Below are 15512 nucleotides of genomic sequence, written 5' to 3'. Positions count from 1 at the left end.
GTGGGCCGACGGCGTCCCGTGGACATTCAGGCGTGATCCCCCGGTTGTGCCGGGGAGTGAGGACGGTCGCCCGTATGAGCAGTACGACGCAGTGGTCGCATGAGGTCAGCGCTCCGCTCCGCGCGCCGGAGGCGACGGGGCTCTACGACCCGAGCGCCGAGCACGACGCCTGCGGTGTCGCCTTCGTGGCCACCATGCGCGGCACCCCAGGTCGCGACATCGTGGACGCCGGGCTGACCGCCCTGCTCAATCTCGATCACCGTGGCGCCGTGGGAGCGGAGGAGGACACCGGGGACGGCGCGGGAATCCTGACGCAGATCCCCGACGCCTTCCTACGCGATGTGATCGACGCGGAACTGCCGCCCGTGGGTCGCTACGCGATCGGGATGGCGTTCCTGCCCGCGCAGGAGGACGCTCGTGCGCGGGCGATCGAGGAGATCGGCGCGATCGTGGACTCCGAAGGTCTCGCGGTCCTGGCGTGGCGTGAGGTCCCGGTGGTCGCCGAGCTCGTCGGTCCGAGTGCTCGCGCCACGATGCCGCACTTCCGTCAGCTCGTGATCGCCGACCCGGACGCCGCACTGGCCGGGATGGACCTGGAACGGCGCACCTACCGGGTGCGTAAGCGCGTGGAGCGCGAACTCTCGGTGTACTTCGCCTCGCTCTCCTCTCGCACCCTGTCCTACAAGGGCATGCTGACGACGGCGCAGCTGGAGCCGTTCTTCCCGGACCTGTCCGACCCCCGCTACGCCAGCGAGCTCGCCCTGGTGCACTCGCGGTTCTCCACCAACACCTTCCCCTCCTGGCCGCTCGCGCAGCCGTTCCGGATGATCGCGCACAACGGCGAGATCAACACGGTGAAGGGCAACCGGAACTGGATGGCGGCCCGGGAGGGCATGCTGCGCAGCACCGCGCTGGGGGAGCTGGAGCCCCTGATGCCGGTCGTCACCCCAGCCACCAGCGACAGCCAGTCCTTCGACGAGGTCGTGGAGTTGCTGCACCTGGGCGGGCGGTCGCTGCCGCACTCGGTGCTGATGATGATCCCCGAGGCGTGGGAGAACCACGCCACCATGGATCCCGATCTGCGGGCCTTCTACGAGTACCACTCCACCCTCATGGAGCCGTGGGACGGTCCGGCGTGCCTCACCTTCACCGACGGTACGGTGATCGGTGCCGTGCTAGACCGCAACGGGTTGCGCCCCGGTCGGTACTGGGTCACCGAGGACGGCCTCGTGGTGCTCGCCTCCGAGGCGGGTGTCCTGGAGCTCGACCCCGCGACCGTGGTCAGCAAGGGCCGGCTCGAGCCGGGCCAGATGTTCCTCGTGGACACCGGCGCCGGTCGGATCGTGCCCAACCACGAGATCAAGGCCTCGCTCGCGGCCCAGCGCCCGTACGCCGCGTGGCTCGCCGAGCACCGGGTCTCCCTGGACCAACTCCCGCCGCGCGAGCACGTGCGCCACACCGCCGCCTCCGTGCTGCGCCGGCAGCGCACCTTCGGGTACACCCAGGAGGAGTTGCGGGTGCTGCTCAGCCCGATGGCCTCCAGCGGCGCCGAGCCTCTGGGCGCGATGGGCAGCGATACCCCGATCGCGGTGCTCTCCCAGCGCCCGCGGCTGCTGTTCGACTACTTCACGCAGATGTTCGCGCAGGTGACCAATCCGCCGCTGGACGCGATCCGCGAGGAGTTGGTCACCTCGATCGGTGGCGCGATCGGGCCCGAGCCGAACCTGCTCGAGGACACGCCGCTGCACGCCCGCAAGCTGGTGCTGCCCTTCCCGGTGCTGAACAACGACCAGCTCGCCAAGGTGGTGAAGGTGGACCGCGACCCGGAACTGATCGGGAAGTTCCGCAGTGTCGTGGTCCGTGGTACCTACCGGGTGGCCGGGGGAGCGCAGGCCCTGGCCGAGCGGTTGGAGGAGATCTGCCGGCAGGTGGACCGCGCGGTCGCGAACGGCGCGAGTTTCCTGGTGCTCTCGGATCGCGACTCCGATGCCGACATGGCGCCGATCCCCTCGCTGCTGCTGCTCTCGGCGGTGCACCACCACACCATCCGCAACCACACCCGCACCCAGATCTCCCTGGTGGTCGAGGCGGGTGACGTGCGTGAGGTGCACCACGTGGCGCTCCTGATCGGGTACGGAGCGGCTGCCGTCAACCCCTACCTCGCGATGGAGTCCGTCGAGGAGCTCGCCCGCACGGGGTACGTCTCGGTCAGCCCTGAGCAGGCGGTGGCGAACCTCATCAAGGCCCTCGGCAAGGGCGTGCTGAAGGTCATGAGCAAGATGGGGATCTCCACGATCTCCTCCTACCGCGGCGCGCAGGTGTTCGAGGCGGTGGGCCTGGCCCCGGACCTCGTGGCGAAGTACTTCACGGGGACCACCTCACGCGTGGGTGGCGTGGGCCTGGAGGTGCTCGCGAGGGAGGTCGCCGAGCGGCATGCCGACGCCTACCCGGCCAGCGGCAACCCCGCTCCGCACGAGCAGCTCGAGGTGGGCGGTGAGTACCAGTGGCGGCGCGACGGCGAGGAGCACCTGTTCGACCCGGAGACCGTCTTCCGTCTGCAGCACGCCACGCGTACCCGCCGGTACGACATCTTCCGCTCCTACACCTCCCGGGTGAACGACACCTCCGCGCGGCTCATGACCCTGCGTGGTCTGCTGCGATTCGCCTCGGACCGCCCGAGCATCCCGATCGAGGAGGTGGAGTCGGTCGCGGACATCGTGAGCCGGTTCAACACCGGGGCGATGAGCTACGGCTCCATCTCCCAGGAGGCGCACGAGACGCTGGCGATCGCCATGAACCGGCTCGGTGCCCGTTCCAACACCGGCGAGGGCGGCGAGAACCCGGAGCGCCTGCACGATCCGGAGCGTCGCAGCAAGGTGAAGCAGATCGCCTCGGGCCGCTTCGGGGTGACCGCGGAGTACCTGACCAACGCGGACGACCTGCAGATCAAGCTCGCCCAGGGCGCCAAGCCCGGTGAGGGCGGGCAGCTCCCGGGGCACAAGGTCTACCCGTGGGTGGCACGGACCCGGCACTCCACGCCGGGGGTGGGCCTGATCTCGCCGCCGCCGCACCACGACATCTACTCCATCGAGGACCTCGCGCAGCTGATCCACGATCTGAAGAACGCCAACCCGGCGGCGCGGGTCCATGTGAAGCTCGTGAGCGAGTTCGGGGTCGGGACCGTGGCCACCGGCGTGTCCAAGGCCCACGCCGATGTCGTGCTCATCTCGGGGCACGACGGCGGCACCGGGGCCAGCCCGCTGACCTCGCTGAAGCATGCCGGCACCCCGTGGGAGATCGGCCTCGCCGAGACGCAGCAGACCCTGGTGCTGAACAACCTCCGCGACCGCATCACGGTGCAGGTGGACGGGCAGCTCAAGACCGGGCGCGATGTCGTCATCGCCGCGCTCATGGGCGCCGAGGAGTACGGTTTCGCGACGGCGCCGATGGTGGTCTCCGGCTGCATCATGATGCGGGTGTGCCACCTGGACACCTGCCCGGTGGGCGTGGCCACGCAGAACCCCGAGCTGCGGGCGCGGTTCACCGGTAAGCCGGAGTTCGTGGAGACGTTCTTCGAGTACATCGCCGAGGAGGTGCGCGAACTGCTCGCCGAGCTCGGGTTCCGCAGCCTGGAGGAGGCGATCGGCCAGGTCCAGGTGCTGGATGCGAGCGACGCGGTGGAGCACTGGAAGGCGAAGGGGATCGACCTCGCGAACGTGCTCGCTCGTCCCGAGCCGGTTGCGGGTTCCGGCCTCACCAAGGTGCGTGAGCAGGACCACGGGCTGGACAAGGCGCTGGACCGTCAGCTCATCGCGCAGGCGGAGCCGGCGCTCGAGCGGGGTGAACGCGTGGAGATCTCCCTGCCCGTGCGCAACGTCAACCGCACGGTCGGCACCATGCTCGGGCACGAGGTCGCGCGCCGCTACGGTGACACCGGCCTCGCACCGGACACGATCCAGGTCACGCTCACCGGCTCCGCAGGCCAGTCCTTCGCGGCCTTCGTGCCGCAGGGCATCACGCTGCGGCTGTGGGGCGATGCGAACGACTACGTCGGCAAGGGCCTGTCCGGTGGTCGGGTGGTGGTCCGCCCGGACGAGGTCGCCAGCTTCGAGGCTGGGTCCAACGTGATCGCCGGCAACGTCGTCGGCTACGGCGCCACGGCCGGGGAGGTCTACCTCTCGGGCCTGGCAGGGGAGCGCTTCGGGGTGCGTAACTCCGGCGCCACCCTGGTCGTGGAGGGCACCGGCGACCACGCCCTGGAGTACATGACCGGTGGCACCGTGATGATCCTCGGCCGCACCGGCCGGAACGTCGGGGCCGGGATGTCCGGCGGCACCGCCTATGTGCTGGACCTCGACGAGGACCTGATGAACATCGCGGCGATGTCCACCGGGGAGTTGCAGTTGTCCGCGTTGGACGCCGCCGACCGTGAGGTGGTCACGGCGCTGCTGCGCACGCACGCCGCCGAGACCGGCTCACCGACCGCGCACGCACTGTTGGCCGACCTTCCGGCAGCGCTGGCGCGTTTCACCCGCATCCTGCCCACCGACTACGCCCGCATGCGCGATGTCCTGGAACAAGCGCAGACCGAAGGCCGTGATCCCTCCGCCCCCGGCGTGTGGGAAGAACTCCTGGAGGCCGCTCGTGGCTGATCCCCGTGGATTCCTCAAGACCCGGGAGCGCGAGCTCCCCACCTCCCGACCGGTCCCGATCCGGCTCGCGGACTGGAAGGAGGTCTACGAGAAGCGCGAGGCCGACAGTCCGTACCTGACCCGGCAGGCGGGTCGATGCATGGACTGCGGCATCCCGTTCTGCCACTCCGGGTGCCCCCTGGGGAACCTGATCCCGGAGTGGAACGACCTGGTGTGGCGAGATCAGTGGCACGAGGCCAGCGAACGGCTGCACGCCACCAACAACTTCCCCGAGTTCACCGGACGGATCTGCCCCGCCCCGTGTGAGAGCAGTTGCGTCCTCGGCATCAACCAGCCGGCGGTGACCATCAAGAACATCGAGGTCTCGATCATCGACGAGGCCTTCGATCGCGGTTACGTGCAGCCGGTGATCCCCGAGCGCCTGACGAGTTCGACGATCGCGGTGGTGGGATCCGGCCCCGCCGGGCTCGCCGCGGCCCAGCAACTCACCCGCGCCGGTCACACCGTGGTGGTGTATGAGAAGGACGACGCCGTCGGTGGCCTGCTGCGCTACGGGGTGCCGGACTTCAAACTCGAGAAGCGGCACATCGATCGACGCATCGCGCAGATGGAGGCGGAGGGCACCCGCTTCCGCACCGGCGTGCGGATCGGCGAGGACATGACCTGGGACGAACTGCGCACCCGGTTCGACGCCGTCATCGTCGCGACCGGGGCCTCCGTGGCGCGCCCGCTGCGGGTGGAGGGTGCCGACCTCGACGGGGTCGTGGAGGCCATGACCTACCTGCACCAGGCGAACGAGGTGGTTGCCGGTCGCGAGGTCCCCGACCAGATCCACGCCGAGGGCAAGCACGTCATCATCATCGGTGGTGGCGACACCGGCTCGGACTGCCTCGGCACGGCTCTGCGGCAGGGCGCGGCCTCCGTGACCACGCTCGCGATCGGGTACCAACCCCCGCTGGACCGTCCCGAGGACCAGCCGTGGCCCACCACGCCGAAGGTGCTGGAGATCTCCAGTTCCCACGAGGAGGGCGGGTCGCGGGAGTTCCTCGCCTCCACCGTGCACCTGCACGGTCAGCACGGCGCGGTGCGATCGATCTCGGTCGCCGAGACGGAGTACCTCGCGGACGGCCGCCGCGTGCCCAAGCCGGGGACGGAACGCGACCTGCCGGCGGATCTGGTCCTGATCGCGATGGGATTCTCCGGCCCGGAGACCACGACCCTGACCTCCCAGCTCGGTCTCGAGGTGGGCAAGCGGGGTTCGCTGGCGCGCGAGGAGAGTTACGCGACTGCGGTGCCCGGCGTCTACGTCGCGGGTGATGCCGGGCGCGGCCAGTCCCTCATCGTGTGGGCGATCGCGGAGGGCCGCGCCGCGGCCGCCGAGGTCGACCGCTACCTCACGGGTGCGACCGACCTGCCGGTGCCGGTCCGCCCTGCCGACCAGGGTTTCACGGTCTGAGACGACGTCTCACACTCGTTCCCTGGTGTTCATGCGACGGTCGGGACTTCCGGCCGTCGGCCCCGTTACCCATCCCATTAGGCTGAAGCACATGCGTAGAGCAAAGATTGTCTGCACCCTCGGTCCGGCGACCGCGTCCACCGAGAAGATCCAGGAGCTGGTCGACGCCGGCATGGATGTCGCCCGCATCAACCGCAGCCACGGTTCCTCCCAGGAGCACGCCGAGGTGATCGAGCGGGTCCGGGACGCCGCCGAGCGCGCCGGCCGCGCCGTCGCGATCCTCGTGGACCTGCAGGGCCCGAAGATCCGCCTGGAGCGGTTCGTCGAGGGCGGTCACGAGCTCGCTGTGGGTGACACCTTCACCATCACGGTCCGCGACGTGCCCGGCACCAAGGAGATCGTCGGCACCACCTACAAGGGACTTCCGGGTGACTGCACACCCGGGGACGTCCTCCTGATCGACGACGGGAAGGTCTCGGTGCGTGTCACCGAGGTCACCGAGACCGACGTGGTGACCACGGTCGAGGTCCCCGGCCCGGTCTCGAACAACAAGGGCATCAACCTGCCGGGCGTCGCGGTCTCCGTGCCGGCGATGAGCGAGAAGGACGTCTCGGACCTGCGCTGGGCGCTCGGCCTCAAGGCGGACTTCATCGCGCTGTCCTTCGTGCGTTCGGCGAAGGACTACGACGACGTCGCCGCGATCATGGCCGAGGAGGGCTACAAGGCCCCCGTGATCGCCAAGGTCGAGAAGCCGCAGGCCGTGGAGAACCTCGCCGAGATCGTCGATGCGTTCGACGGCATCATGGTCGCCCGCGGCGACCTGGGCGTGGAGTTGCCGCTCGAGCGGGTGCCGCTCGTGCAGAAGGAGGCCATCGCGCTGGCGCGCCGCAACGCCAAGCCGGTGATCGTGGCCACCCAGGTGCTGGAGTCCATGATCCACTCCCCGCGCCCCACGCGCGCGGAGACCTCCGACTGCGCCAATGCGGTGCTCGACGGCGCGGATGCGGTCATGCTCTCCGGCGAGACCTCCGTGGGCGACTTCCCGATCGAGTGCGTGCGCACGATGGCGAAGATCATCGAGGCCACCGAGAAGCACGGCATGGAGCGCATCGCCTCCTTCGCATGGACGCCGCACACCCGCGGTGGCGTCATCACGGCGGCGGCGAACGAGATCGGCAAGACCCTCGCCGCCAAGTACCTCGTGACCTTCACCCAGTCGGGTGACTCGGCTCGCCGGATGTCGCGCCTGCGCTCCGAGCTCCCGCTGATCGCCTTCACACCCGACCCGCGCACGCGCCGTCGTCTCGCCCTCAGTTGGGGCGTGCAGAGCATCGTGACGCCCACCGTGCCGCACACCGACGCGATGGTGGCCGAGGTCGACCGGTCCCTGCAGGGCCGCGACCTCGCCGTCCCGGGCGACCGCGTCGTGGTGGTCTCCGGTGCACCTGTCGGCCGCGCCGGCACCACGAACCTCGTGCAGGTGCACACGATCGGTGACGACACCGATCGTCACCAGCCGACCCCGGCGCCCGCGGGCTGAGACCAGGACTGACGAAGCGGCCGGTACCCGATCGGGTACCGGCCGCTTCTCGTTGTGCCCCGGGAGGGATTCGAACCCTCACTGTGCCGGGTTTGAGCCGACTGCCTCTGCCAGTTGGGCTACCGGGGCCCTCCGGACGTATAGGCTACCGGGGTGAGCACGGAATCGAAGAATCCGTCCGAGAAGGACGCGAAGGACGAGAGCAGCGCCGAGAACGTCGGCATCGGCAAGGGCCGCCGCGTGGTGGTCGCCGAGGACGAGGCCCTGATCCGGATGGACGTCGTGGAGACGCTCGCCGATGCCGGGTTCGACGTCGTGGGCGAGGCGGGTGACGGCGAGAGCGCGGTGAAGCTCGCGACCGAACTGAAGCCGGACCTCGTGGTGATGGACGTCAAGATGCCCGTCCTGGACGGCATCAGCGCGGCGGAGCAGATCGGGCGCGACCGGATCGCGCCCGTGGTGCTGCTCACGGCGTTCTCCCAGACCGAGTTGGTGGAGCGGGCGCGGGATGCCGGCGCGATGGCCTACGTGGTGAAGCCGTTCACCCAGGCGGACCTGCTCCCGGCGATCGAGATCGCCCTGCACCGTCACTCCGAGATCCTGGCCCTGGAGGACGAGGTCGCGGACCTCGCGGACCGCTTCGAGACCCGCAAGCGCGTGGACCGCGCCAAGGGCCTGCTGATGACACGGATGGGCTTGAGCGAGCCCGAGGCCTTCCGGTGGATCCAGAAGACCTCCATGGACAAGCGTCTGACCATGCGCGAGGTCGCCGACGCGGTCATCAACCAGGTCGGTTCCGACGACTGACGTCAACCCACCAGGGGCGTTACCGCATTGTTGCCCGTCGTGACGGCGCGGTGACAGGTGCGTCACACCGGCGACACACGGAGTTGGTGTCCTTCTCGTGTCCACTGCACCACGGGTGCAGATCACACGAAGGAGACGCTCCATGAACCGATCCATCCCTCGCGTGGCGGCGGTGGCGGGTGCCCTGGCACTCGTCCTCGCGGCCTGCAGCAGTGACAGCTCGAGCGAGTCCGCCGAGGGCGGTGAATCGAGCGAGTCCGCCGAGGGCGGTGCGTCGGGTGAGGGCGGTACGCTCCACATCGGCACCCTCCTGCCGGTCACGGGATCGCTGGCTCAGCTCGGTCCGCCCGAGATCGCCGGAGTCGACCTGGCGGTCGAGGAGATCAACGAGGCCGGCGGAGTGTTCGGCAACGACGTGACCGTGACCCACACCGACTCCAGCGACACGGAGAACGCCTCGGTGGCCACGGAGTCCTCCCAGACGCTGATCTCCGAGGGGGTCCAGGCCGTCATCGGCGCCGCGTCCTCGGGCGTGACCTTGAATGTGATCGACGACATCACCGGCGCCGGGATCGTGCAGGTGTCCCCGGCCAACACCGCGACCTCGCTCTCGGCCTACAGCGACTACTACTTCCGCACCGCCCCGCCGGACACCGTGCAGGGTGACGCCCTGGCGAACCTCATGCTCGGCGACGGCGCGGCGAACCTGGGCATCCTGGTGTTCAACGACCCGTACGGCACCTCGCTGCGCGACGTCGTCCAGGGCGTCACCGAGGAGGCCGGCGGCTCGCTCGTGTACGGCACCGAGGGTCAGGAGTTCGACCCGAACGAGACGAACTACACCGCGATCGTCTCCGATGCGATCGCGTCCGAGCCGGATGCGATCGCGATCATCGCCTTCACCACCCAGACCCCGCTGATCGTGCGCGAGCTCGTGGCGCAGGGGTGGGACATGTCGAAGACGTACTTCGTGGACGGCAACCTGCAGAACTTCGGCACCGAGGGCGACACCGGCTTCCCGGAGGGCACCCTCACGGGCTCCAAGGGAACGCTGCCCGGCGCCTTCCCCTCCGAGGAGTTCCAGGAGCGGATGCTGGGCGTGAACCCTGACCTGACGGAGTTCTCCTACGGGGCGGAGTCCTACGACGCCACGATGCTCGTGGCACTCGCGGCGTTGAAGGGTGGCGCGGCCACCGGTGAGGCGATCCAGGCGAACATGGCGGCCGTCTCCGGCGCAGACGGCGGCACCGAGTGCACCGGGTGGGAGGAGTGCTCCACGCTCATCACGGACGGCGAGGACATCATCTACCAGGCGGTGGCGGGTGTCGGTCCGTTCAACGACGCCAACGACCCCTCCTCGGCCTACATCGGGATCTACGAGTTCGGTGCGGACAACAACTACACCTTCCTCGAGAGCCAGCAGGGCGAGGTCCCCGAGGGCTGAGCCGCCCCGGATCGGCCTGAGCGCGAGGGCCCGGACACCCCAGGGTGTCCGGGCCCTCGCCCATGCCACCACCCGCGCCTCTCTGTCGCCGAGCGGGTGGTTCGGCCGGGTCAGCGCGCCGGCGGGATGCGCAAGCACCCGCTCGGCGAGCCGGAGGGCTCGTCGAACGGGTGCTTCGGGCGGATGGTGCGGGGCGGCCGCTCAGGCGCCGTGGTCCTCCTCGGCGGCCTCGACGTCGGCCGCGAGCGTGCCGAGGTAGAGCTCGATGACCTTGGGGTCGCTCATCAGGTCCCGCCCCGGGCCGGAGTAGGCGTTGGTGCCCTGGTCCAGCACGTAGGCCCGGTCGCAGATCTGCAGGGCGCGGCGCGCGTTCTGCTCCACGATCACCACCGAGACACCTGCCTTGTTGATGCGCCGGGTGCGCAGGAAGGCCTCGTCCTGGCGCACGGGGGACAGGCCGGCGGACGGCTCGTCCAGCAGGAGAACGGACGGTTCGGGCATGAGCGCGCGGGCCATCGCCACCATCTGGCGCTCACCACCGGAGAGGGCACCGGCGCGTTGCTTGCGGCGCTTGCCGAGCTCGGGGAAGAGGTCGATCACGGCCTCCACCCGCTCGGCGTACTGCTTGGGCGTCTGGAAGACGCCCATCTGCAGGTTCTCCTCGATAGTGAGGGAGGGGAACACATTGTTGGTCTGCGGCACGAACCCGACGCCGCGGCGCACGAGGGCGTCCGCCCGCATGTTGGTGATCTCCTCGCCCTTGAGCGTGAGCGTGCCGGATCGGATGTTCACCAGCCCGAACAGCGACTTCAGCAGCGTGGACTTCCCGGCGCCGTTGGGTCCGATGATCCCGACGAGTTCCCCGGGGTGCAGCACGAGTGAGCAGCTCTGCAGGATGTTGACGCCGGGGAGGTACCCCGCCACGAGGTCGTCGGCGAACAGCAGCGGCTCGCCGCTCGGCGCACCGCGGTGCACCTCGGCGAGCGTGGCGGTCTGCGATTCCGGGGTCATCACGCGCTCTCCTTCGTGCTGGGCTCCTCGAGCAGGGCGTCGTCCCCGAGGTCGGTGTCGTGGTGCGCCCCCAGGTAGGCGTCGACCACAGCCTGGTTCGCCATGACGTCCCTCGGTGGACCCTCGGCGACCACCTTGCCCTCGGCCATCACCACGACCCAGTCGGAGATGTGGCGCACCATGTGCATGTCGTGCTCCACGAACAGCACGGTGGTGCCGGAGTCGCGCAGGTCGATGATGTGGCCCAGCAGGGACTGTGTCAGGGCCGGGTTCACGCCGGCCATCGGTTCGTCGAGCATCACCAGGGCCGGATCGGACATCAGGGCACGGGCCATCTCCAGCAGCTTGCGCTGACCGCCGGAGAGCGAGCCGGCGAAGTCCTGTGCCTTGGCGTCGAGCTTGAACCGCTCGAGCAGGGACATCGCCTTCTCGGTGATCTCCTTCTCCCGTGGTCGCCACAGTGCCGGGACCAGGGCGGTGAAGAGGTTCTCCCCGGGTTGGGCGCGGGCGCCCAGGCGCATGTTCTCCAGCACCGTCATCCGCGAGAGGGCCTTGGTGAGCTGGAACGTGCGCACCATCCCGCGGTTGGAGACGGTGCTGGCGGGGACACCCGCCAGTGGGGTGCCGTCGAACTCCCACTGGCCGGCATTCGGCTTGTCGAAACCGGTCATGAGGTTGAAGAACGTGGTCTTCCCGGCGCCGTTGGGTCCGATGAGCGCCGTGATGACGTTCTTCTGGACCTCGAGCCGTTCCACGTCCACGGCGTGAACGCCGCCGAACGTGCGCTGCACGCCCCAGGCCTTCAGCACGGCGTCCGGCTTGACCACGCCCGGGGTGTGGGCCACGGTGCCGAGGTCGGCACGGGCCTGCGCCACGATGGGAAGCATCTCAGCCATTGATCGCCAGCTCCTTCTTGTCGCCGAGTATTCCCTGTGGTCGGAACACGATGAGCAGTGCGAGGGTGATGCCCACGAGCACGAATCCGAGCGGCTCGATCTGGGGGCTGCTCAGCACGCTCTCGGGCACCACGCCGCGCAGGACCCCACGCACGAGCACGAGTGCCGCCCAGAACAGGATGGAGCCGAGTACCGGCCCGAAGACGGTGGCGGCGCCGCCCAGGAGCAGGATCGTCCAGGTGTTGAAGGTGACCGGTCTGCCGAGGGAGTCGGGTTGGACCGAACTGGCGAGTACGAACACGATCCCGCCGAGGGCGCCGAGCACACCGCCCAGGACCAGTGCCTGCATCTTGTAGCTGTACACGTTCTTCCCGAGCGCCCGCACGGCGTCCTCGTCCTCCCGGATGCCCTTGAGGACACGGCCCCAGGGCGAGCGGATGAGCAGGTAGACCATGAAGCAGGCGAGGGCCACGAGCGCCCACCCCGCGATGCGCAGCCACCAGGAGTTGGACTGGTTCATCGGAAGGGTGATCGGCCCAAGGCTGACCACACCGTCCGGGAACGGCGAGGCGTCCTGGAAGGTGTGCTTGAAGGTGTTGCCGAGGAGGCCCTGGGAGCCGCCCGTGATGTCGTTCAGCGCAACGGAGCGGCCGATGTAGCGGACGATCTCCGCGGCCGCGATCGTGACGATCGCGAGGTAGTCGCCGCGCAGTTTGATGGTGGGGAAGCCGAGCAGGAGCGCGAAGGCGATGGCGGCGAGCACGGCGATCAGCAGGGCGACCAGGAGGGGCAGTCCCGCAATCGTGGAGATCGCGAAGCCGTAGGCACCGATGAGCATGAAGCCCGCCTGGCCCATGTTGATCAGCCCGGTGAGCCCGAAGTGGATGTTGAGGCCGATCGCCGCGAGGGCGTAGGCGATCGCTGTGGGCCCGGTGGCCTCCCGCAGCGCGTTGACGAGGAGATCTGCGATGTCCATGGTGGCTCCTTATCCGATCCGCTGCGCTCTGCCGAGGATGCCCTGGGGTCTGATCAGCAGCACCACGATGAGGATGCCCAGCGCGGTGGCATACCGCAGGTCGTTGGGCAGGAAGAGGGTCGAGGTCTCCACCACGATCCCGATCACCAGCGCGCCGAGCAGGCCACCCAGCGGGGACCCGAGGCCACCGAGGGTGATGGCTGCGAACATCAGCAGCAGCAGCACGGAGCCGAAGTTGAACCGGGTGGACCCGAGGTAGAGACCCATCAGGGCGCCACCGAGCGCCGCGAGGCCCGCGGAGGAGACCCAGACGCCGCGGATGATCGCCGCGACGTTGATGCCGGATGCCGCGGCCAGCGGCGGGTTGTCGGAGACGGCGCGAGTGGCGCGCCCCAGTCGGGTGCGCTGCAGCACGAGCGCGACGGCGACCAGCACGACGACGGCGACCGCGACCAGCACGAGCGACTGCGGGCTGAGCGAGAACAGACCGAAGTTCACCTGGGTGGAGATCTCGGTGACGATCGGGAGCGGATTCGCGCCGAACAGGACCAGGAACACGTTGAGCATCGCCAACGCGATACCGATGGTGACGATCAGTTGCTGGGTGATCCCGACTCCGCGGCGGCGCAGGGGGGCGAACACACCCGCGTCCAGGAGCCAACCGGCGGCGCACCCTCCGACGACGGCGACCACGATGGCGAGCCACAGCGGCAGTCCCCACCACTGGACACCGGCGAACGCCAGGACACCGCCCAGCGTCACGAGATCGCCGTGGGCGAAGTTGCTCAGCCCGGTGGTGCCGTAGATCAGGTTCGCCCCGACGGAGGCGAGTGCGAGCAGGATCCCGAACACCAGGCCCGAGACGAGCAGCTGCACCACCCGGTTGTTGCCGGCCAGGCCCGCGCTCTCGGAGGAGGTGCCGCCCTCGGTATCGGTGGCGGTGGTGTTGGTGGCGGCCGCCGTGCTCTCCTCGGCGGCCTCAGCCGTGGCCTCGGCCGTGGACTCCTGCGTGGACTCCTGCGCGCCGGCGCCCGATCCGGCCGCGACGAGCGGGAAGAGGGCCGCGCTGTCGCGCCCGAGCTCGACCGTGACGGTGCGGGGGTTGTCCGCACCCTCGCGCAGTTCCTCCCCCTCGGGAAGGGTAGTGACATCGAGCAACACCGTGTACTCCCCGGACTCCTGGAGGGCCACGTCCCAGGTGCCGTCCTCGCGGGAGATGGCCTCGGTCTGCGCGCCAGGCCCGGTGACGGTGAGCACCGCCCCGGAGACGGGGTCGCCCTCGGAGGTGCGCAGCGTGCCGTTGATGCACGCGGTGGTCGGTCCCGATTCGCACGCGGCACTCTGGGCGGAGGCGGGTGCTGCACCGCCGCCGAGGAGGCCGAGCACGAGGAGGCCGAGCACGACGGCGAGGATCACCTGCCAGGTGCCGGGGACTCGCGCCGGGGCGCGGGAGGTGGGTGGCGTCACGCCGTTCTCCAGTTCGCCAGTCGGTGACGGTCAGCGGTCGCGGCCGTCTTCTCTGCTGCGCCTGAGGCTAGGGAGGTCGTGTAACGGATGGATGTGTCGGCGTGTCGGTTGTGTTACGTCTGGCCCGCGTCTGGCCCGGTCCGCGCGATCGACGAGGCAGGCGTATCATCACGAGCACAGGGGGCGGTCACGAGTGGAGGACCGTTGGCACGAGCGATCGACATTCACGCGGCCGGGGAGACCGAACTCGCCGAGGTCGCCGATCTCTTCGAGGCGGCGCACCGGGAGTTGCGATGGTCCTTCGAACCGGAGGGGCTGGACGCAGCGACGACGCTGCGGCGGTTGCGCGCGTTCGCAGAGAACCACGATGCGCGCATCGCGGTGGCGCACGAGGGCGCGCACGCCGTCGGGCTGCTCGCGGCCGAGGTGCGGCCACCCGGTCTGTTCTCCGACACCCGTTCAGTGCAGGTGGAGGCGATGTACGTCCGCCCGGAGGCCCGACGACGCGGCGTGGGGCACGCACTGCTCGCCCACCTCGTGGAGTACGCCGACCAGGCTGGGGCGGGTCACATCGTGATCATCCCGGCCAACCGCTCACGCGCCGAGGTCCGCTTCCTCTCCCGTGAAGGCTTCGTCGACGACCGGGGTCGGCGGGTGATTGCCACGCAGAGCCTGCGTCGCCGGCTGGACCACCCGCCGACGCCGGCCCGTGGCATCGATCTCGTGCTCGCCCGGCGGCGGGCCGCCCAGGCCAGGCGCGAGCAGTCCGAGGCCGAGACCCAGGAAGGCTCCCCGCGCGGCGACCTGCCCACCGGGGGCGAGGGGAGCGATCAGGCGTTCTCGAGCACCAGGCAGGTCAGTCGGGCTGAACTGACGCGGACGTCGTCCTCGGTCACGACCGCTACCTCGTAACTGGCGATCGTGCGCCCCCGGTGCAGCGCCGTCGCGGTGGCGATCACGTAGCCGGAGCGCGCGCTGCGGTGGTGGGTGATGGACAGATCGAGTCCGACCACGTGGCGATCGGCGCCCGCGTGCGCCTTGGCGGCGAAGGATGCCGCCGTCTCCGCCAGCGCCGCGCTCGCCCCGCCGTGCAGCAGACCCATCGGCTGGGTGTTCCCGGACACGGGCATGCGCACCACGCAGCGCTCGGCGGCGACCTCGAGCACCTCCATCCGCATGCGTTCGAGCAGGGTGCCCGTGGGGTCGTAGCCGAGGGCGATGTCAGTCATGGGATCTAGGCTGGCACCCGTGAGTACCTCGAGC

At 69.6% G+C, this 15512-nt stretch carries 11 protein-coding genes and 1 tRNA gene; 6 read left to right on the top strand and 6 right to left on the bottom strand.

The genetic code is table 11. The annotated features are described in order from the left end of the window. Window positions 1-74: 74 nt before the first annotated feature. From gltB to pyk, 3 genes are all read left to right on the top strand, one after another. Complete coding sequence (gene gltB / locus ATL40_RS06505) at window positions 75-4652, top strand: glutamate synthase large subunit (RefSeq protein ID WP_211283074.1); 4578 nt, start codon at window positions 75-77, stop codon at window positions 4650-4652. After that, entirely contained in the window at window positions 4645-6108 is a 1464-nt protein-coding gene (locus tag ATL40_RS06500; protein WP_098468826.1) for a glutamate synthase subunit beta, read from the top strand. Before gltB ends, ATL40_RS06500 begins: the two co-directional genes overlap by 8 nt. 91 nt (window positions 6109-6199) lie before the next feature. Next, the gene (pyk, locus tag ATL40_RS06495) at window positions 6200-7648 is read left to right on the top strand and encodes a pyruvate kinase (RefSeq protein WP_098468825.1); all 1449 of its coding nucleotides are present in this window, start codon (window positions 6200-6202) and stop codon (window positions 7646-7648) included. A 55-nt stretch (window positions 7649-7703) separates the two neighbouring features. Here pyk and ATL40_RS06490 read toward each other — a convergent pair. Next, a tRNA-Leu gene (locus ATL40_RS06490) sits at window positions 7704-7777 on the bottom strand. A gap of 93 nt (window positions 7778-7870) precedes the next feature. Between ATL40_RS06490 and ATL40_RS06485 the strand changes: the two genes are divergently transcribed. Further along, window positions 7871-8455 (top strand): ANTAR domain-containing response regulator, encoded by a 585-nt coding sequence (locus ATL40_RS06485; RefSeq protein WP_169926013.1) that lies wholly within the window; start codon window positions 7871-7873, stop codon window positions 8453-8455. A 142-nt stretch (window positions 8456-8597) separates the two neighbouring features. Further along, window positions 8598-9899, top strand: a complete 1302-nt coding sequence (locus tag ATL40_RS06480; RefSeq protein ID WP_098468823.1) for an ABC transporter substrate-binding protein — start codon at window positions 8598-8600, stop codon at window positions 9897-9899. Between the two features lie 201 nt (window positions 9900-10100). Here the strand turns inward: ATL40_RS06480 and ATL40_RS06475 are convergent, their stop codons facing one another. Genes ATL40_RS06475 through ATL40_RS06460 form a run of 4 tightly spaced genes read right to left on the bottom strand, consistent with a single transcriptional unit; the run spans window position 10101 to window position 14249 of the window. After that, window positions 10101-10910, bottom strand: coding sequence for an ABC transporter ATP-binding protein (locus ATL40_RS06475; RefSeq protein ID WP_098468822.1), 810 nt, complete (start codon window positions 10908-10910; stop codon window positions 10101-10103). Then, window positions 10910-11806, bottom strand: a complete 897-nt coding sequence (locus tag ATL40_RS06470; RefSeq protein ID WP_098468821.1) for an ABC transporter ATP-binding protein — start codon at window positions 11804-11806, stop codon at window positions 10910-10912. Before ATL40_RS06470 ends, ATL40_RS06475 begins: the two co-directional genes overlap by 1 nt. Further along, a complete protein-coding gene (locus ATL40_RS06465) occupies window positions 11799-12782 on the bottom strand; it encodes a branched-chain amino acid ABC transporter permease (protein WP_098468820.1) in 984 nt (327 codons plus the stop codon). The genes ATL40_RS06470 and ATL40_RS06465 overlap by 8 nt, the downstream gene beginning before the upstream one ends. A 9-nt stretch (window positions 12783-12791) precedes the next feature. Then, window positions 12792-14249 (bottom strand): branched-chain amino acid ABC transporter permease, encoded by a 1458-nt coding sequence (locus tag ATL40_RS06460; protein ID WP_245866840.1) that lies wholly within the window; start codon window positions 14247-14249, stop codon window positions 12792-12794. A gap of 204 nt (window positions 14250-14453) precedes the next feature. Between ATL40_RS06460 and ATL40_RS06455 the strand changes: the two genes are divergently transcribed. Further along, window positions 14454-15161 (top strand): GNAT family N-acetyltransferase, encoded by a 708-nt coding sequence (locus tag ATL40_RS06455; RefSeq protein ID WP_169925894.1) that lies wholly within the window; start codon window positions 14454-14456, stop codon window positions 15159-15161. Here ATL40_RS06455 and ATL40_RS06450 read toward each other — a convergent pair. Beyond that, window positions 15080-15478 (bottom strand): PaaI family thioesterase, encoded by a 399-nt coding sequence (locus ATL40_RS06450; protein WP_098468818.1) that lies wholly within the window; start codon window positions 15476-15478, stop codon window positions 15080-15082. The two genes, ATL40_RS06455 and ATL40_RS06450, sit on opposite strands and share 82 nt — an antisense overlap. Window positions 15479-15512: the final 34 nt, after the last annotated feature.

Origin of the sequence: Serinibacter salmoneus, from assembly GCF_002563925.1 — a bacterium.
Lineage (GTDB): Bacteria > Actinomycetota > Actinomycetes > Actinomycetales > Beutenbergiaceae > Serinibacter > Serinibacter salmoneus.
Note: the sequence above shows the minus strand (reverse complement) of the source record. Positions and strands in the feature narration are given on the sequence as shown.

What these genes read in the sequence shown, in the direction of transcription:
- gltB (WP_211283074.1), top strand. Translation starts at nt 75, where the DNA reads ATGAGCAGTACGACGCAGTGGTCGCATGAGGTCAGCGCTCCGCTCCGC.
- pyk (WP_098468825.1), top strand. Translation starts at nt 6,200, where the DNA reads ATGCGTAGAGCAAAGATTGTCTGCACCCTCGGTCCGGCGACCGCGTCC.
- ATL40_RS06480 (WP_098468823.1), top strand. Translation starts at nt 8,598, where the DNA reads ATGAACCGATCCATCCCTCGCGTGGCGGCGGTGGCGGGTGCCCTGGCA.
- ATL40_RS06475 (WP_098468822.1), bottom strand. Translation starts at nt 10,910, where the DNA reads ATGACCCCGGAATCGCAGACCGCCACGCTCGCCGAGGTGCACCGCGGT.
- ATL40_RS06470 (WP_098468821.1), bottom strand. Translation starts at nt 11,806, where the DNA reads ATGGCTGAGATGCTTCCCATCGTGGCGCAGGCCCGTGCCGACCTCGGC.
- ATL40_RS06465 (WP_098468820.1), bottom strand. Translation starts at nt 12,782, where the DNA reads ATGGACATCGCAGATCTCCTCGTCAACGCGCTGCGGGAGGCCACCGGG.
- ATL40_RS06450 (WP_098468818.1), bottom strand. Translation starts at nt 15,478, where the DNA reads ATGACTGACATCGCCCTCGGCTACGACCCCACGGGCACCCTGCTCGAA.